This is a genomic window from Streptomyces kanasensis (genome assembly GCF_043077165.1).
In the GTDB taxonomy this organism is placed as follows: domain Bacteria; phylum Actinomycetota; class Actinomycetes; order Streptomycetales; family Streptomycetaceae; genus Streptomyces; species Streptomyces changanensis.
In genome coordinates, this window is sequence record NZ_JBIBSF010000001.1 from 171,086 (window position 1) to 188,042 (window position 16,957).

Genomic DNA, 16,957 nt, shown 5'->3' on the forward strand with positions numbered 1-16,957 from the left:
GTCCGGGGCAGCGGCGGTCCGCGGACCGACCGCGCGGCAGGACCTGGTCGCGTGCCGGCATGCGAGGTGGGCGGCACGCGCAGCGGAGGCGGGCAGCCACCGGGTGCGCCACCTGCCGGACCCGCACCGGTCGCTCCACGGACCGCCGTCCGGCGCGCCCGGGTGGGCCGGGCGCGCCGGAGGGCCGGGGGCCCCGCTTGTCCGGGGGCCGGGGGGCCGGTGGGCCCGTGGGGAGGGAACGCCGGAGCCCCGGACGGCGGGGGTCGGCCCGGGGCTCTGGTGTGGTGGTGGGTCAGTGGAGCTGGGTGTACGTGTTCCAGCCCGTGCCGAGGTTCGCGCGGGTGGCGAAGGGGTTGGGGGTGCCGGTGTGCGTGGCGGTGTAGCGGTACAGGGTGCCGCTCGGGGTCACCGCCAGGAGGTCGGCGCGGCCGTCGCCGGTGAGGTCGCCGGGGGCGACCAGCTTGGCGTACGCGTTCCAGCCGGTGCCGACCTTCACGCGCGCCTTGAACGGGGCGTTGGCGGAGCCGGTGCCGGCGTACAGGTAGAGGGTGCCGTCCGGGGTGCGGGCCAGCAGGTCGGCGCGGCCGTCGCCGGTGAGGTCGCCCGCGCCGGCCAGGGCGTTGTAGGCGTTCCACCCGGTACCCAGGCCGGTGCGGCCGGCGAAGCCGTAGCCCCGGCCGTCGCCGCGGTACAGGTACAGCGTGCCGCCCGCACTGCGGGCGAGGAGGTCGCCCTTGCCGTCGCCCGTGAGGTCGCCGGGGCCGGTCAGGGCGTTGAACGCGTCCCAGCCACCACCCAGCGAGTACGGGCCGTTGCCGTACTCGTAGTTGTACAGGTGGCCCAGGTAGACCTCGAGGAGGTCGGCGTGGCCATTGCCGTCCAGGGAGCTGGGGAAGTGGACACGGGCGCCGGCCCAGCCGCCGACCTCGCTGATCTGGTCGCGGGCGGTGAGCGTGCCGTTGTTGCGGGAGTAGTAGGCGAAGAGGGTGCCGTTCCTGTCGAGGCCCAGGATCTCGGACTTGCCGGTCTGCGGGTTGCCACCGGCGCCGACGATCAGGTCCGCCGTGTTCCAGCTGGAGGCGGCCCACAGGATCCGCTCGGTGGGGCGGCCCGTGGCGGTGTCCGTGAGGTAGTAGTACATCGCGCCGCCCGTGGTGCGGGCCAACAGCTCCGGCCGGCCGTCATCGGACGGGTTGGCGGGGCTGTCGTCGGAGCTGGAGAGCTGGTTGTAGACGTGCCAGCCGGTGCCCGCCTTGACGCGGGCCTGGAACGGCGCGGCGGCGTTGCCGGAGCCCGGGTAGAAGTACAGCTCGCCGCCCGGGGTGCGGGCGTAGAGGTCGCCCAGGCCGTCGGCGTTGGCGTCGTTCACGCCCACCAACTGGTCGTAGACGTGCCAGCCCGACCCGACCTTCGTGCGGGCCTGGAGCGGAGCGCTCGGCACGCCCGTGCCGCGGTACAGGTACAGCTCGCCGTCGGCGGTGCGGGCGAGCACGTCGACCTTGCCGTCGCCGCTCACGTCGCCGAGCGAGAGGACCTTGTTGTAGATGTTCCAGCCGGTGCCGGTCCAGTACGCGCTGGACGTGCCGGTGGCACCGGTGTACGTCTCACGGAAGGAGAGGGCCCCGTACGGGGACAGTGTCAGCACGTCGGCCGTGCCGTTACCGGTCAGGTCACCGACCGGGATCACGTCCTTGAACTTCTCCCCCGACTCCCCCTGCAGAGCGAACGCGGTGTCGTTGTCCGGGTCCTCGTAGCGCTTCAGATAGTAGGAGCCGTCGAGCGTGCGGTACAGCAGGTCGCTCGTACCGTCACCGGTGAAGTCGTGGCGGGACGGTGCTCCCGCCGTCGTGCGCTGGGTCGTCTCCGTCGACATGCGCCGCTTCTTCGGCAGCTGTCCCTGCGGCAGCTCGATGCCGGGTGTGGCCCGCTCGACCGGCGCGCGGCCGGGCACCGGGGCGCCGCTGCCGTCGTCCGCGACGGCCGTGCCCGAGAGCAACAGGCCGGAGGCGAGAGCAAGAGCGGTGCACGAGGCGAGTCTCCGGGCGCGCGCGTGCGCGCGGCCCGTACGGTGGAATGCCATGCAGAACCCCCCTGGGGTGAGTGATCGAAGGCCGCGAGCGCAGCGGCCGGCGCGCCTGAGGGGCGCACGCGCGGCTCGGCGGCGCCTGGATCATACAACCGGGCATCGACCACCTGGACGGATTTGTGGACACGTGCCCGTACCCGAACTGGTGCCGCAGCAGGCGACGTTCGCCCTGTCGCCGTTTCGGCCCAGCCGGCGGGTGAGGTTCTTCGCGATACGTTCGCCGCCGCCGCGCACCACCGCGAGGCACGGGGACGTCTCGGCGTTCGAGCTGGACGGCACGCTGCGGTTCTTCGCTCGACACCTCGGCCGCATACGGCCGCTCACGGTCCAGCACGCGCCGATCGGGGCCGGCTCCCGATCGGCGCGTCGGTGCCGGGCCGTCCGGGTGACGATCCGCTTCACCGGGCGAACGTCGCCTGACGCGGTACCGGCTCGGCGGTCGGTCGCCACTCACCACCCCACGGCGTCCCGCCGGAGGACCCCCTCGGGCCGGCTCCCGACGCCAGACGGCCAGCGACTGGCGCGGGCGCCGGCGGGGCGGGCTAGGGCCCGTCCGACGCACCGGCCTCGGTGGTGCGTCCGGCTTCCCAGGCGTACTCCATCTGGGTGGCGGTGCGACGGGCGAGCCGTTCGCCGAAGAGCCGGCTCACGATGTGCAGGCTGGCGTCGATGCCCGCGCTGATCCCGGCGGAGGTGACGATGTCGCCGTCGTCCACCCATCGGACGTCGGTGCGCACCTGGATGTCCGGCCGGCGCCGGGCCAGTTCGTCCTGGTCTTCCCAGTGGGTCGCGGCCGGGCGGCCGTCCAGGGCCCCGGTGGCGGCCAGCAGGAAGGCCCCGGTGCAAATGCTGAACGTCAGCACGGAGGTCTGTCGGCGCCGGGCCACCCAGTCGATGACGCCCGCGTCCGCCTCGACCGCCGCGGTGACGCCGCCGGGAATCACCAGCACGTCGAAGGGGGGATCCTCGTCGAGGGTGTGGTCCGCCACGACCTTCAGTCCTCCGCGGCAGCGGACCGGGTGATCGGTCGTCGCGATCGTCAGCACGCGCAGGAGGGGCTCGTCGTCGGCGGTGCGGGCCAGCCGGCCGGCGGTGCTGAAGACCTCGAAGGGGCCTCCCAGGTCGAGGACCTCGACCCCGTCGAAGACGAGCATCCCGAAAGTCACTGGCACGGTAGCGCCCCTGGGGTTGGTGGTGTCCGTGGGTTCTGTGAGGTCTGGGTTCACTGGCTTCACCGGGTTCATGCGACAAGGGTCGGGCTGGACGGGCACCGCTCGACAGTGTCGGAAACGGCACGCACCGCTAGCATTCCGTCATGCGCCGTCACCGGATCGCCTGCCTCGCCTTCGATGGGATGCCCCCGTTCGAACTTGCCACAGTCGCGGAGGTTTTCGCGGTTCCCCGGCCGGAGCTGGACGTGGACTGGTGGTACCGCTTCGAGGTGTGCGCCGAGGCACCCGGGCCCCATCGGATCGTGGGCGGCTTCGACATCGTGGTGCACCACGGCCTGGACCGGCTCCGGTACGCCGACACCGTCATCGTCCCGGGGGTCGCGGACGTGCGCCGCGAGGTCTCCCCGACCGTCCTGGACGCGCTGCGGGACGCGCACGCGCGAGGAGCGCGAGTGGTGTCGATCTGCAGCGGCGCGTTCGCCCTGGCCGCCGCCGGCCTGCTGGACGGCAGGGAGGCGACCACGCACTGGCGGTATGCCCGTCTGCTGCGGGAACGCCATCCGGAGGTGACGGTCGACGCGTCGGTCCTCTACGTCGACCACGGATCCGTCATCACCGGCGCCGGCACCGCCGCCGGCATCGACGTCTGCCTGCACGTCATCCGCAGCGACCACGGCGCCGGCATCGCCACGCGCGTGGCCCGCCGCATGGTCGTGGCCTCGCACCGTGAAGGCGGCCAGGCCCAGTTCGCGGAGCATCCGGTGGACAAGGCGCCGTCCGACGATCCGATCGGCAAGGCCCTGATGTACGCGCTGGACCACCTGCACCGGCGCCTCACCGTCGACGAACTGGCCGGCATCGCCCACCTTTCCGTACGACAGTTCGAGCGTCGCTGCGTCGAGGCGGTCGGTCTGCCGCCAGGACGCTGGCTGACACAGCAACGGATCCGCGCCGGCGCGACACTGCTGGAATCCGCGGACCATCCGATCGAGACAGTGGCCGGCCGCGTGGGCCTGACCGTCGCAGGCTTCCGCCACCACTTCCGGGAGATCATGGGCGTCAGTCCCTCGGCCTACCGGCGCCAGTTTCCCGGCCGACCGGCCACCGAGGGCGGCGGAGACGCTCGCGGACGTGACCCGGTACGCCGGGGGATCGCACGGACGCGGGGCACGGGGGGTGTCAGGATCGCGCAGGGTTCCGGCACGAGTCCGGCCCGCAAGGAGGAGATGTGAGGCTTTACCTCGGCATACCGGTCGTCCTGCTGGGGTTGCTCACCGCCGCCTCGGGCATGGCGGCGATCACCCGCGGATGGGCGCTTCCCACGAACCGGAAATCCGTCCACCGCCCGCAGCTCTACGGCTGGGGGCAGTTGATGATGGCCACCGCCCTGGGATGGCAGGCGGTCTTCGGGCTGCTGATCGACGACCTCGGCACCCGGCACTGGGGGACCCTCACCGGCAGCTTGCTCATGGTGACCGGCATCATCGTGATCGCGGTGAGTCACCGCACGGCTGGCCATCAGCGCGGTGGCAGCGCGTCCTGAGGGAGTCCCCGGCGACCGGGACGACGGCCTCGGCCAGCCGGACAGGGCCTGTCCACGGAGTCCCCGGCCCCGGCGCCTCCTCCTTGCGCCGCCGCGCCTCCGAACGGGTCCCCCGCCCGGCCGGCGCCCCACCGGCGAACACCTTGGCCGCTACCGCTACCGCCACCGCCGACGTCGCCGTACCACCCTCGACGCTCTGCGGACCGGAGCACTCCCCGGCTGGACCGGGGGGGGAAAACCGGACGGCATCCAGGAGCAACCGTCCACGGGTCACCCCCGCCCCCGAGGCGCGACGCCCCCCTCCGCACCGGGGGACCCTCGCACCCACGACGGGGGCCCTGTCGCCGGGCCGACCCAAGTCCCGGTGTTCCCGGCCGACTTCGGGGCACCAGGGTGGTGGGCCGGTCCGACTCCGGATCGGGCCTCAGGCTGATCGTCCCGAAGGAGTGGCAGATGACCACGCAGTACGGCAACCAGTCCACCGGACAGCAGCACGCGGCGACCGGCAATGTGCTGAGCATCATCGCGATCGTGCTCGGTGCGGTGGCTCTGATCTTCCTGCCGATCGTGTTCGGCGTGATCGGCCTGGTGCTGGCCATCATCGCCAAGGCCGTGAGGCACGAGCGACTCTCCACGGTCGCCCTCGTGGTCAGCGCCGTCGGACTGGTCGGCGGCATGATCCTCGGAGCCCTCGTCGTCAGCGCGTGAACGGAGCCCCGTACCGGGGCCGCCTCGGCCGGTGCTCGGCCCCACCTGCGCGGTGGGCCGAGCACCGGCCGAGGCGGTTCCGCGCACGGCTCCTGAGCCCGCGATGTCAGAGGACAACCGACACACCGCGGCGGGCGACGGGCGAGCGGCCTGGCGTGTGCGACGGTCAACGCGGATCGGCCGCCGGCGCGGGCGCCATCGCCCGCTCGGTCGCCGTCTGCGTCTCCTTCGCCTCGTCCCCGGGACCCCGCTTGAGGTCGGCGCAGTGTGCGCGTGTCCGGGGACGACGGGGCCCCGCGCGGGAGCGGACCCTCCCGCCGACGTGCCCGGCCCGCGCGTGGGAGCCCCGGGCCCGCGTCCGGGTGCGGCCGGGGCCCGGATGCCCGACCGAAACGCCAGGGACGTCTTCGGTCAGGCTCAGTGACACCGCGGATCGGGCCCGGACGACGGTCGGCGCCTAAGGTGCCCTCTTCTCCCACGGCTTGACCCCGAGCTTTCCGGTGGTGCCGAGATCGAGGTTCGGGGTCACGGTGACGGGGTCGGCGCCGACCTTCGCCCGGACGCGCACGTACGGCACGTTCACCGGCGTACCGGACTCGGTGGTGTTGCGCCACACCAGACTCGCGATCGCCGATTCGCCGGGTGCGAGCGTGACGGGCCGGGGCTGCTTGTCGGGCCCCGCACCGGTGGTGATCTCGCCGCTGCCCTGGAGGATCCTGACACCCTCGACGGGCTTGCGGTCCTCGCCCAGGAGTTCCAGCAACGGGTATCCCTCGACGGTGTAGGGACGCGCACCGCAGTTGTCGAGGTGCAGGCCCACGACCCGCAGTCCCATCGCCGCGTCGCCCTCGTCGGCGCTGACGCGGATCCCGGAGGAGGGGCACGCGCCTGCCTCGGTCGGCGCCTCACCCGCGGGGACCTTGGTCACGTCGAGCACCTTGGCCTGCGTCACCCGTGGCGTGGTGGGCGGCAGCACCCCGGCCCGGACCGTGCCGCGCACGGTCTTCCCGGGGCCGACGTCGCGCACGGTCGCGGTCTGGTTGGCCATGGCACCGCCGTCACTGCTCATGAAGGTGAAGACGATCGAGTAGGTCAGGGTCTCGGCGCCGTCGTTGGTGACCTCGTAGGAGGCAGAGACTCCCGAGTCGGAGGCGAGACTGTCGGCGGAGACGGAGAAGTCACCGGGCGTCGAGGGCGAGGGCGAGGGGGAAACCGGGGGGAGGGTCAACGAGGTGATGCGCACGCCGTCCTTGCCCGGATCGTCGACCTGTACGGACGACGGCGGCGCGGCGGTACGTCCGCCGGAGTGCCCCGCGTCGGCGCGCTCCGTCCCGCAGGCCGTGAGCAGCAGGGCGATCGCGGCGAGGGACACGGGCAGGGGCGCGGTCGCGGCGAGGCCCGTGCGGGAAGACGTCAGTCTGCTCATCCGGTCATCCCATCAGCACGCTGATCCAACGCGCGTGATGGGGGTCACAGTTCGGGTCACAGGGGTGTCACAAGCGAGGTGGGTGGCGCGGCGCCGGCGACCCGGGCGTCCCCGCAGGGCCCTGGCCGCCGCGGGCACCGTCGACGCGTTCGCCTTGCCCGAGCAGTGCTCCCCGACCGGGCCCGCCCCGCCTCGACCTGAAGCCACCCGACGTCAACGATGTCGTGCGGACCGGGCCGTACAGCGCCCGAAGCCGAGCGGGTGCGGGAGCCGAGATACGGGAGCCGGGTGCCCGGGTCGGCTGTCGACCCAGGCACCTCCCCAGGAATCGCCCCCCGTTCGCTACGGCCTTTCACAGCATTGACCGCCACGAAAAGGCGAGCGCCGAACACCACTCACGTCCAGGAGTGTGCCGGGCTCGGCGAGACCGGCTCCGCACCATGCGCGCGCAAGCTCAGAGCGGCAGGCCCAGCCCACGCAGCAGGGCTCCGAGCTGCGGCACGATGCCGTACACCGTGCCGGTCACGATGCCGACCACGCTGTCGACCAAACCACCGACGATGGGAAGACCCATGCCCTTACCTCCAGGTTCATCACTGCTGGGACGATTGAGCGCAGATTATGCGGGCCGGCAAGGGAAGGAAGAGGAAAACGACCCCGAATCGGATGTCTTTTCAGCATTTCCCCCGGACAGGTGAACAGGCGCCTCTCGGACCACCCGCTCTCGGCACCGCAGGCCCCCACTGCATCGGATCGGGTCGCTCCTGACCCGGGGTGCCGCCCTGCCGCCTGCCACGCCCAGCGGCCATGGCGACCGGTGCTCCCGCCGGAGCGCCCGACGGGCGCCCCGCCGTCGCCGACGGCGACGCACCGCCACCGGGCCTGTCGACCGACTGCCCCGGCACCGGCGGCGTCACTGACGCACGAGGGGGCGGGACCCCGCGCGGGAGGTCCCGCCCCGCCTTCACCGCCTCACGCGGCAGTGGGCCGTGGGGTCGGGCTCAGAAGCGGTCCGGAGCACGCTCCGGGAGCGGGGACCCGGGGAGCACGTCCCGCTCCTGGTTCCTCCGCGCCTCCGCGTTCGAGTCGGCCGTCGCCTGGCAGGTCACGTCCTTCGCCGGGAGCCTGCCGGTGAGCAGGTAACCGGTGACCGTGCCGTCCGTGCAGGCGTTGCCGTTCGGGTAGACGCCATGGCCCTCGCCGCCGAGGACGGTGACCATCTTCGAACCCTTCAGGACGGCGTGCAGGCCCTGGGCGCTCGGCAGCGGGGTCTGCGAGTCCCACTCGTTCTGGACGACCAGGGAGCGGACCTTGTTCTTCACCTCGGTCACCGGTTCCGCGGACCTGCCCCAGAACGCACAGGGCTTGATGCTGGACGCGAAGTCGCCGTAGAGCGGGTAGCGGCCCCTGTCCTCGATGGCGTCCCGCCGGTAGCTCTCGGGATCGCGGGACCACGCGGCCGAGTTGTCACCGCACACCACGGCCCAGAAGCTCGCCGTCATGTTGTCGGACGGCACCTCGGCGGCCTCGGCGGCGGTGCCGTCCGCCCCGGTCCCGGCGGAGCCGGTGGTTCCGGCGGAACCGGCGAGCCCCGCGAGCTTCTCCGCGGAGGAGGGTTCGCCGGCCGCGGCCTTCCTGAGTTCCACGAAGGCCTCACTGGCGTACTGCGGACTGAAGACCGCCTGGCGCATCCCGCTCCGGACGTCGTCTCCGGTGATCGACTGCCCGTCCACCTCGATGGGCTTCTCGTCGGCCTGCGCGACCAGGTCCCAGAAGGTCCGGTCGACCTCCTTCGGGGTGTCACCGAGACCGTACTTCTCCGAACGCTCGGCGGCCCACGCGGTCCAGCGGTCGAACGCGGGCTCGGCGCCCTCCGCCCACCACTGGATCATCCCCCGCCAGGCACGCGCCGGATCGACCGCGCTGTCCAGCACGAACCGGTCGGCCCGGCCCGGGAAGAGCTGGGTGTAGACGGCGCCCAGGTACGTGCCGTACGAGTAACCCACGTACGAGATCTTCTTCTCACCGAGGACCGCCCGGAGCAGATCCATGTCCCGCGCGGTGTTGCGCGTGGTGATGTGCCGGAGCGTGGAGCCCGCCTTCTCCCGGCACTTGTCCGCCACGTCGCGCGCCCAGGCGACGTCCTTGCCGAACGTCTCCTCCTTGTACGGCCGCAGCCAGTTCTCCTCCTCCGGTTCCAGACCGCAGGAGACCGGGCTGCTTCGACCCACGCCGCGCGGGTCGAAGCCGATGAGATCGTACTTCTGCCGTACGGACGCGGGCAGGCTCTCCTGCATCCCCAGCGGCATGTGGAGTCCCGGGCCCCCCGGGCCGCCGGGGTTGGAGAGCAGGACACCGCGCCGCTTGTCGGGCGCGGTGCTCTTGATCCGGGATATGGCCATGTCGATCCGCTTGCCCCCGGGAGCCCGGTAGTCCAGCGGGACCTTGATCGTGGCGCACTCGAACTCCGCCGGGGAGTCGGCTTCGCACCGCTTCCAGCGCGGCTTCTGCTTCACGTACCGGTCCAGCCCACCCTTGGCGGCGGCGGACGAGGAGACGGTCGACGGGGTGGCGGCCGGAGCGGCGGTGGCCGTCGACGTGGCGAGTGCGGGAGCCAGCGTCGCCGTCACACTCACGGCCAACAGGGGCGCGAGACGTCGTCTGCGCAAGGGGTCCATCCTTCCGGTCACACGTTCGGACACGAAGGATCTTCCAGGAACCGGCCACACTTGCGGATCCCTCGCTGGGCTGCATCTCCCCTCCACCCTGGGGATGACACAACCGGCGTGCCTGGTACTGGAGTTGTAAGGGCCGAAGACTCCTCGGCGACGGCCGGGACCCGAAACGCGCGATCCCCCCGAGGACGTCCCGGTGACCGTGCGGTGGCTCCCGGGCGGGCGACGGATCCGGCACCGCACGTCGGCGATAGCGTGGAGTCGGGACCCGAGTGAGGAGGAGCACGCGTGCGATTCGCGCTGGAGGCACTGTTCGCCGACGTGCCCGCGGAGCAGGTCGAGGAGGCTCGTCGCTTCTACGCGTCGAGGGTGGCAGGCCGCGGCCCAGGCACCCTGGAGGAGCTCACGGAGGCACGAGCGAGGAGGGCCGCTCCCCGTGCCGCCGATCCGCCCGCCGTGGAAGAGACGGTCGAAGCCGGGGAAGCACGCGTACCCGTCAGGATCTTCACGCCCGTCGACGGTCCGCCGCGGGGCGTCTACCTGGACATCCACGGTGGTGGCTTCTTCATGGACTGCGCCGCGCGAGGAGACGCACGCAACCGCGAGCTCGCCGACGCCCTGCATCTCGCCGTCGTCAGCGTCGACTACCGGCTGGCGCCCGAGCACCCCTGGCCGGCGGCGCCCGACGACTGTGAAGCAGCGGCGCTCTGGCTCGTCCGGGAGGCCGACGCCCGCTTCGGAACGTCCCGACTGGCGATCGGCGGGAGCTCCGCGGGGGCCACACTCGCCCTGGCGACCCTGCTCCGGCTCAGAGACAGGGGCGCCGTGGACCGATTCACCGGCGCGGCACTCCAATTCGGCACCTATGACCTGAGCGCACGCACCCCGGCCGGTCGCCGCATCGCGGACGAGTACTTCATCCGGGCGTACGCCGGCCATGTGGAAGACCGCACCGTTCCCGACGTCTCCCCCCTCTACGGCGACCTCGGCGGGCTCCCCCCGACGCTGCTGATCGTCGGGAGCGCAGACGTACTGCTGGAAGACAACCTGGCGCTGGCAGGCCGGTTGTCGGCGGCCGGCAATGACGTCGAGCTCCGGATCTACCCCGAGTCACCCCACGGCTTCACCGGCCACCCCACGGCGCTGGCCAGGACGGCGCTCGGCGACGTCGACTCCTGGCTGCGCGACCGCGTCACGCGGTCGTAGGGGCCCGGGAGCGGCGCCCTGGCGCACGGCGGCCGGGGGCGCACCCGCGACCGCGCCATCCGCTCCCGGCGGCCGCACGCCTCCGTCGGGGCTCCGTCTTCCGCGGCACGGTCACCGTCGCCGCGATCCGGCGGCGCCTTCGTCCGTGACCCGCCGGACGGCGCCGGGCGGGGGCGCCCGAAAACCGGTGGAGCGGCACCGCTGTGTGCCCTTACGGTGCTGCCGGACCCAGTCGTCACCGTCAAGGACGTGCCGTTGTACACCGTGTGAGACCTCCCGAGCGCTGAATCGTCGCGTGTCGCGCCTCCGCGCCGCGCTCCTTTTTGCTGCGGACTTCTCACTGAAACCGGTGTACTCCTGTGCTCGAAAACTGGGTGGTCATGCCCACCTGCCTGCCGCTCGTTCGCCGCCGTTGCCACGTGTGCGCGTCCGACCGCTTCCGCGCGAGCGGCAAGTTCCGCGTCAACGCCCACCACAAGCTCATCGACGTCTGGCTCCTCGCGCTCTGCACCGCCTGCGGGGAAACGGTGAAGCTCACCGTCCTGGAGCGGACGCACGTGCGCTCCGTACGGCCCGAGCTGCTGGACCGGCTGCACGACAACGACCCTGGCCTGACAGCCGAGCTCCTCCGGGATCCGGTCGTGCAGCGCCGCAATCGCATCGCCCTCGACTGGAGCGGCGCCTGGCGCCTCGACACCGGCGGGACGGAACACCTCGACCGCGAGGTGATCGACGTCTCGGTCCACTTCGCGGCGCGGATCCCCGTCCGGCCGGTGCGACTGATCGCCGAAGGCTGCCGTCTGTCACGGGCCGAGGTCGAGAGGCTCCTCGTGGAGGGGAGACTCGTTTCGGCGGTCCGGCTGAGCGGCGGGCTCTCCGGCGACTTCACCTTCACGCTCAAGCGCTGAGCCCACCTCAGGGCCAGGGGCCCGTCCGGCGCGATCCGCCGGGCAGGCCCCTGGGAGGGATCGGGCTCAACAGCCGCGGCAGCGGGGCTTTGGCCGCACCGGGCCCGTGTGGCACAGAGGACCCAGGGCTCCCGGACAGCCCGGGACCCCGCCCTTGGGCCCCGGGGGTCGACCCGCGCCGGCGCCGCCCCTACTGCCCTACTGGAGGTCCCCGGGCCGGTCAGGGCCTGCGCACCTCGTAGTGGAAGCAGCCGTACTCCACCGCCCGTACGTGCACGAGTGCGACGTCGGGGTCGGCGAACGCCGCGTGCAGCGCCTCCTCCACGGCGGCCTGGGCACGGTCGGGATCGTCCGGCAACCGCACGATCGCGCCTCCGGTGATCCGTCCCCCGGCGTCGTACCGGCGAAGGACGCGCGGGGCCCCGGTCTCGGTGAACGGGTGGCCGGACGCCGGATCCGGGCCCTGGCACGGGTCCATGTGGATGAAGATGGGGCCCACCTCGTCATAGGCCCCCGGGTCGACGCCCGCCCCTGCCGCCCACCGGCGCAGCGGAGCGTACGCCACCAGCGAGACCCGCTCGCCGGCGCCGCCGCGACGCAGGCAGCAGCGCAACGGCGCCCCGTCCGCGTCTCCCGCGTACCGGCGGGGAACCACACCGGCGTCGTCGCGTTCGCGGAGCCCGTCGAGGACGTGGGGAGCGATGGCGGTCGGTTGACAGGTCACTGTCGTCATGCACTCAGGCTGCGCGGCCCCCATCGCCGATGCCGGCGGGAACGCGACATGCGGGTCGGCCGGGAGCGTCCGCCGACGGATGCGGTACGCGCTCGGGCCGCCCGTCACATCGGGATCACCTGGCGCCGGCGGACTGCCCGGCGGGGGGGCAGATGGGTCCCCGGGCCGGTGATCGGCGGTGTCCGGTCGTGTGGTCGGGGGCCGGGCCGGGCGCCCACCGCCCGGCGGGTCGAGAACCACCGCCCCGCATCCGGAGAACGGCGATGCGGGGCAGAGGGCCGTCTGTGCGAGGGGCGCGGCGCGCCGCGCACCGACGCCCCTCGTGCATCAGCTGGAGCGGTTCTGCCGGGGAGGCAGGAGCATCCGTGTCCACATCGTGACGGGGCGCGACGTCCCGACCCGGGCCCTGTCTCTCCGATGAGGATCTACCGCCTGCTGCGGTGGCCAGTGCCTGCCCGGCCCCTATCCGACCGGCACGCCTCACACCTCGTACGAGCGCACGAGGCGGGCGAGTTGCCGACCCGCCATCTGTAGTGGTTCCTCGCTGCGGTTGACCTGGGCGGTGACTTCGGCGCCTTCCAGGGCGGAGATGACGGTGGTCGCCAGTTCCCGGGCGCTTTGGGCGGGGAAACCACAGCCCAGCAGCTTCTCGCGGACCAACTGCTCCCAGTTGCGCAGTGCGTCGGCGCATGCCTGTTGGATCTCTGAGTCGGCGCCGAGTGTCTCCAGGGCCGCAGCCGTGACGGGGCAGCCGTCGATCCAGCCCGACTCGCGCAGTTCGTCGGCGAGTTGTCGGGCACAGGCCATCACGGCCTCCGCCGGGTCGTCGTCACTGTCCAGTGCCTTCCGCAGAAGCGTCGCGAATTCCTCGGTGCTGTGCTTGATCGCGGCGACGGCGACGGCCTCCTTGCCGCCCGGGAAGAAGTGGTAGACGGACCCGAGGGTGGCCTGCGCCTCGTGGGCGATCTGCTTGATTCCCGTGCCGACGTAGCCCTGCCGCTGCAGGAGCCGTGATGCGGCGACGACGATCCGGTCCCTTGTGCTGGTCTGCATGCCACCACCGTAGCGACCTATTGAGTAGAGCGTTCGCTCTAGGGCGTGGTACCTTCTCGCCGTGCTCTGAATAGAGCGATCGTTTTAGTGGGAAGTGGGGATCTCATCATGAGCAGCACCAAGCAGTCGGTCACCGTCATCGGCCTTGGTCCCATGGGGCAGGCCATGGTCGGCGCCTTCCTCGACCGCGGATACGACGTCACCGTCTGGAACCGCACCGCGTCGCGCGCAGACGCCCTGGTCGCCCGTGGGGCGGTGCTCGCGCCGAACGTGAAGGAGGCCCTCGCCTCCAACGAGCTGGTGATCCTCAGCCTCACGGACTACGACGCCATGTACGCCACGCTTGAGCCCGCCTCGGCCGCACTGACCGGTCGGACCCTGGTGAACCTCAGCTCGGACACACCGGAAAGGGCACGGAGCGCGGCCCGTTGGGCAGCCGAGCGGGGCGCTGTCCAGTTGACCGGCGGCGTCACCGTGCCGCCCTCCGGGATCGGGCAGGCCGAGTCCTCGACCTTCTACAGCGGCCCGCGTCAGGTCTTCGACCGGCACCGGCCCGCGCTCGAAGTCATCACGGGACGGACCGACCACCGGGGAGAGGACCCCGGGCTTGCCGCGCTCATGTACCAGATCGGCATGGTCATGTTCTGGACCTCCATGCTGAGCTACTGGCAGGCCATCGCCCTCGCCGACGCCAACGGCCTGACGGCGGCGGACATCCTGCCGCACGCCGTGGAGACCGCGAACTCGCTGCCGGGGTTCTTCTCCTTCTACTCCGAGCGCATCGACGCCGGCCGACACATGGGCGACGTGGACCGCCTGGCCATGGGAATGGCCAGCGTCGAACACGTCCTGCACACCAATGCCGACGCGGGCGTCGACACCGCCCTTCCGGCCGCGGTCGCCGACCTCTTCCGGCGCGGCATGGACGCCGGCCACGCCGCGGACAGCTTCTCCAGCCTGGTGAAGCTGATGGCGAAGGCCGAGGCGTGACCGCGCCGGCCCGACGAGCGATCCACCGTGCCGCACAGGATCAGCAGAGGTGATCCGACCGACGAAGAGTGGGCCGTGCCGGGGCCGCTGCCGCCGGTGACTGGCAACCGATGGGGCCGACGGCGCAGCCACGCCAAGTGACCAACGGAATCATCCACCGGTTGAGCACCGGAGCGCGGTTGCGGGAGCTGCCCCATCGGTTCGGCCCGTGACAGACCGTCCACAAGCGGCACCTGCTGTGGTCGGCGGCTCGGGCGGTCCCGTGGCGGCCTGACCACGCAGCTCCACGTCAGCGCAGACGGAAAGCGCTGCCCGCTGTCCCTGCTCATCACCCCGGGACAGCGGGCGGACTGCACCCGGTTCGAGTCGGTCATGGACAATCCGCGTTCCCCGGCTGGGACCGGGACGGCCCCGTCGCACACCGGACGGCATCGGAGCCGACAAGACGTACAGCACCCGTCGAATCCGTTCCCACCTTCGCCAACGCGGACCACCAAGCCGCCCGACCGCGGCGGGTGGGGTGCACGCGGCGGACGACCCCCTGGCTTCGACGAGGACCGCTACAGGCATCGCGACACGGTGGAGCGGACCATGGGCACGGTGGAGCGGGCCATGGGAAAAGCCGCAGCAGGTCGGAGCCGTCGCCACGCGATACGACAAGCCGAGCGTCGGGGTGCCGGGGCCCGAGGGGGTCAGGCCGGAGTGCGCAGCCCCACCAGGAGCCGGTCGAGCGCCTGCTCCGCGGCCTGCTGGTCCCCGCCCCGCGCGATCCAGAGCGCGGCCTCGTTCATCGCCCCCGAGAGCAGCCGGGCCAGGGGCTCCACCGGCTGGCCGGCGATGACACCGGCTGCGGCGAGCGCCGTCAGCACCTCGGCGAGGTGCCGGGCGGACGACTCCTCGTCCAGGGCCCGCCACTCGTCCCAGCCCAGCACGGTCGGCGCGTCGACCAGCAGGATCCGCCGCACCGCAGGGTCGGTCCCCGCGGCCAGGAAGGCCCGGCAGCCGGCCCTCAGCTGTTCCCAGAGGTCCTCGTGCCGCTCGGCCGCGGTCGCGACCCGCTCGCCCAGGTCCCGCTGGACCTCGGCGACGACGGCCCGGAAGAGACCGGCCTTGCTGTCGAAGTGGTGGTAGGCGGCCCCCTTGGTCACCCCGGCGGCGCGCGCCACCTCGGCCAGCACCACGTGGTGGTACCCGTCGGCGGCGAACCGCCGCCACCCTTCGGCCAACAGCGCCTGCCGTGTGGCCGCCCGCCGCTCCGCCCGGTTGACCGCCATCGCGCGCACCGCCCCTTCCTTTCGCGTACCCGGGGTATGCTAACGCCGGAATTCACATACCCGGGGTATGTGAAAGGAGTCGGAGGACCTTTGCGATGACGAACGAGCCCGAGATGCCCGCGACCGTGCCCACGACCACACTCGGCGGCTTCTACCCGGTGCTCGCCACCCGGGACGTGGCGGCCTCCCGCGACTTCTACACCCGTCACTTCGGGTTCGAGGTGACGTTCGCGGCGGACTGGTACGTCAGCCTGCGCCGCCCCGACGCCCCGCAGTACGAGCTGGCCCTCCTGGACCACGCCCACCCGACCGTCCCCGAGGGCCACCGGGGCGCGCTGCGGGGCGGCCTGCTGCTGAACTTCGAGGTCGACGACGTGGACCGCGAGCACCAGCGGCTCGTGGCGGGGGCCGGCCTGACCGAGGTGCTGCCCCTGCGCACGGAGGAGTTCGGCCAGCGCCACTTCATCGTCGCCGCCCCCGACGGTGTGCTGATCGACGTCATCACCGTCGTCCCACCCAGCGAGGAGTACGCCGCCCGGTACACCGGCGTCTGAGTCCCCGGGCGGGCTTCCGGACCGGAGCACCTCGCGGAGCGGGTCCGCGGCGCCTGCCGGGCTCGGGGTGCGCTTGTACGGGGCACCTCGCCGGGGCGGGGGCGGGCTTGATGTCGCCCGTCCGGGCCTCGTTCAGTCCTCGTCGCGGTGGGTGAGCCGGCCGTCGGTGAGCCGCCAGTAGTGCTGGTGCGGGGCCAGGCGCCAGGTCTCGTCGGCGGCGATCGCCTGTGTGATCCATTCTCGGAGTTGCGGAAGGGCCTGCGCCCGCAGCACCGCGCGGACGGCGGCGCGTTCAGCGGCATCGACCGGGTGCACGTCCGTCCGGAAGCCGACCGAGTCCGGGTGGATGCCACGGCCGTGGTTGCGGGGGCAGGGAGCCACCCACGCCGCGCCCAGGACGATGGTCCCGCTGTCGTGCCCGGTGAGGAACTGCAGGTCCGTGGCACGGGCCAGGTCGGGGCCGAGACACTCGTGGATGTCGGTGACGGTCAGTGGCCAGGCGCGGTGCCTGGGCAGTCTCCGATTGCGTGCGGGCATGGCAGGCAGGATGGCAGATGGTCGCGGCCGGTTCTGCGGGAGCGCCCGGGTGAGGCCCACCGCCCCGCCGGGAGGTGGGACGCCCGCGGACG

Annotated in this window: 15 protein-coding genes; 7 read left to right on the forward strand and 8 right to left on the reverse strand. The window is 72.4% G+C overall.

The genetic code is table 11. The features are described 5' to 3' along the window. Positions 1-292 precede the first annotated feature (292 nt). Together ACF053_RS00725 and ACF053_RS00730 are read right to left on the reverse strand one after the other, a co-directional pair. Complete coding sequence (locus tag ACF053_RS00725) at positions 293-2,080, reverse strand: FG-GAP repeat domain-containing protein (protein WP_391951767.1); 1,788 nt, start codon at positions 2,078-2,080, stop codon at positions 293-295. Positions 2,081-2,628: 548 nt separating this feature from the next. Further along, positions 2,629-3,258, reverse strand: coding sequence for a DJ-1/PfpI family protein (locus ACF053_RS00730; protein WP_391951768.1), 630 nt, complete (start codon positions 3,256-3,258; stop codon positions 2,629-2,631). Positions 3,259-3,401: 143 nt separating this feature from the next. On the opposite strand from ACF053_RS00730, the gene ACF053_RS00735 reads away from it, so the two are divergent. From ACF053_RS00735 to ACF053_RS00745, 3 genes are all read left to right on the forward strand, one after another. Continuing rightward, a complete protein-coding gene (locus tag ACF053_RS00735) occupies positions 3,402-4,490 on the forward strand; it encodes a helix-turn-helix domain-containing protein (protein ID WP_391951769.1) in 1,089 nt (362 codons plus the stop codon). Beyond that, positions 4,487-4,801 (forward strand): hypothetical protein, encoded by a 315-nt coding sequence (locus ACF053_RS00740; RefSeq protein WP_391951770.1) that lies wholly within the window; start codon positions 4,487-4,489, stop codon positions 4,799-4,801. The genes ACF053_RS00735 and ACF053_RS00740 overlap by 4 nt, the downstream gene beginning before the upstream one ends. Positions 4,802-5,254: 453 nt before the next feature. Then, the gene (locus ACF053_RS00745; RefSeq protein WP_391951771.1) at positions 5,255-5,509 is read left to right on the forward strand and encodes a hypothetical protein; all 255 of its coding nucleotides are present in this window, start codon (positions 5,255-5,257) and stop codon (positions 5,507-5,509) included. Positions 5,510-5,966: 457 nt separating this feature from the next. Here the strand turns inward: ACF053_RS00745 and ACF053_RS00750 are convergent, their stop codons facing one another. After that, positions 5,967-6,935 carry a DUF4232 domain-containing protein gene (locus tag ACF053_RS00750; protein WP_391951772.1) on the reverse strand — a complete coding sequence of 323 codons (969 nt, stop codon included), beginning with the start codon at positions 6,933-6,935 and terminating at the stop codon, positions 5,967-5,969. Between the two features lie 1,001 nt (positions 6,936-7,936). Beyond that, positions 7,937-9,613: an alpha/beta hydrolase gene (locus ACF053_RS00755; protein WP_391952605.1), complete on the reverse strand. Its 1,677-nt coding sequence runs from the start codon at positions 9,611-9,613 to the stop codon at positions 7,937-7,939. Positions 9,614-9,898: 285 nt separating this feature from the next. Between ACF053_RS00755 and ACF053_RS00760 the strand changes: the two genes are divergently transcribed. Together ACF053_RS00760 and ACF053_RS00765 are read left to right on the forward strand one after the other, a co-directional pair. Further along, complete coding sequence (locus ACF053_RS00760) at positions 9,899-10,816, forward strand: alpha/beta hydrolase (RefSeq protein ID WP_391951773.1); 918 nt, start codon at positions 9,899-9,901, stop codon at positions 10,814-10,816. 359 nt (positions 10,817-11,175) lie between these two features. Further along, positions 11,176-11,724 carry a DUF1062 domain-containing protein gene (locus ACF053_RS00765; RefSeq protein ID WP_391951774.1) on the forward strand — a complete coding sequence of 183 codons (549 nt, stop codon included), beginning with the start codon at positions 11,176-11,178 and terminating at the stop codon, positions 11,722-11,724. A gap of 220 nt (positions 11,725-11,944) precedes the next feature. Here ACF053_RS00765 and ACF053_RS00770 read toward each other — a convergent pair whose 3' ends face one another. Continuing rightward, positions 11,945-12,457 (reverse strand): DUF1203 domain-containing protein, encoded by a 513-nt coding sequence (locus ACF053_RS00770; protein ID WP_391951775.1) that lies wholly within the window; start codon positions 12,455-12,457, stop codon positions 11,945-11,947. A 480-nt stretch (positions 12,458-12,937) separates the two neighbouring features. After that, a complete protein-coding gene (locus tag ACF053_RS00775; RefSeq protein ID WP_391951776.1) occupies positions 12,938-13,510 on the reverse strand; it encodes a TetR/AcrR family transcriptional regulator in 573 nt (190 codons plus the stop codon). Between the two features lie 108 nt (positions 13,511-13,618). On the opposite strand from ACF053_RS00775, the gene ACF053_RS00780 reads away from it, so the two are divergent. Further along, positions 13,619-14,500, forward strand: coding sequence for an NAD(P)-dependent oxidoreductase (locus ACF053_RS00780; protein WP_391951777.1), 882 nt, complete (start codon positions 13,619-13,621; stop codon positions 14,498-14,500). Between the two features lie 692 nt (positions 14,501-15,192). Here ACF053_RS00780 and ACF053_RS00785 read toward each other — a convergent pair. After that, positions 15,193-15,774: a TetR/AcrR family transcriptional regulator gene (locus ACF053_RS00785; protein ID WP_391952606.1), complete on the reverse strand. Its 582-nt coding sequence runs from the start codon at positions 15,772-15,774 to the stop codon at positions 15,193-15,195. 95 nt (positions 15,775-15,869) lie between these two features. Here ACF053_RS00785 and ACF053_RS00790 point away from each other — a divergent pair, with 95 nt between their 5' ends. Beyond that, a complete protein-coding gene (locus tag ACF053_RS00790; RefSeq protein WP_391951778.1) occupies positions 15,870-16,328 on the forward strand; it encodes a VOC family protein in 459 nt (152 codons plus the stop codon). 132 nt (positions 16,329-16,460) lie between these two features. On the opposite strand, the gene ACF053_RS00795 is transcribed toward ACF053_RS00790, so the two are convergent. Further along, positions 16,461-16,865, reverse strand: coding sequence for a hypothetical protein (locus tag ACF053_RS00795; protein ID WP_391951779.1), 405 nt, complete (start codon positions 16,863-16,865; stop codon positions 16,461-16,463). Between the last annotated feature and the right edge of the window lie 92 nt (positions 16,866-16,957).

Excerpts from the sequence above, each read along its gene's own strand:
- ACF053_RS00755 (WP_391952605.1), bottom strand. The coding sequence starts at position 9,613 with ATGGACCCCTTGCGCAGACGACGTCTCGCGCCCCTGTTGGCCGTGAGT.
- ACF053_RS00780 (WP_391951777.1), top strand. The coding sequence starts at position 13,619 with ATGAGCAGCACCAAGCAGTCGGTCACCGTCATCGGCCTTGGTCCCATG.
- ACF053_RS00725 (WP_391951767.1), bottom strand. The coding sequence starts at position 2,080 with ATGGCATTCCACCGTACGGGCCGCGCGCACGCGCGCGCCCGGAGACTC.
- ACF053_RS00735 (WP_391951769.1), top strand. The coding sequence starts at position 3,402 with ATGCGCCGTCACCGGATCGCCTGCCTCGCCTTCGATGGGATGCCCCCG.
- ACF053_RS00795 (WP_391951779.1), bottom strand. The coding sequence starts at position 16,865 with ATGCCCGCACGCAATCGGAGACTGCCCAGGCACCGCGCCTGGCCACTG.
- ACF053_RS00785 (WP_391952606.1), bottom strand. The coding sequence starts at position 15,774 with ATGGCGGTCAACCGGGCGGAGCGGCGGGCGGCCACACGGCAGGCGCTG.
- ACF053_RS00775 (WP_391951776.1), bottom strand. The coding sequence starts at position 13,510 with ATGCAGACCAGCACAAGGGACCGGATCGTCGTCGCCGCATCACGGCTC.
- ACF053_RS00770 (WP_391951775.1), bottom strand. The coding sequence starts at position 12,457 with ATGACGACAGTGACCTGTCAACCGACCGCCATCGCTCCCCACGTCCTC.
- ACF053_RS00750 (WP_391951772.1), bottom strand. The coding sequence starts at position 6,935 with ATGAGCAGACTGACGTCTTCCCGCACGGGCCTCGCCGCGACCGCGCCC.
- ACF053_RS00745 (WP_391951771.1), top strand. The coding sequence starts at position 5,255 with ATGACCACGCAGTACGGCAACCAGTCCACCGGACAGCAGCACGCGGCG.
- ACF053_RS00790 (WP_391951778.1), top strand. The coding sequence starts at position 15,870 with ATGACGAACGAGCCCGAGATGCCCGCGACCGTGCCCACGACCACACTC.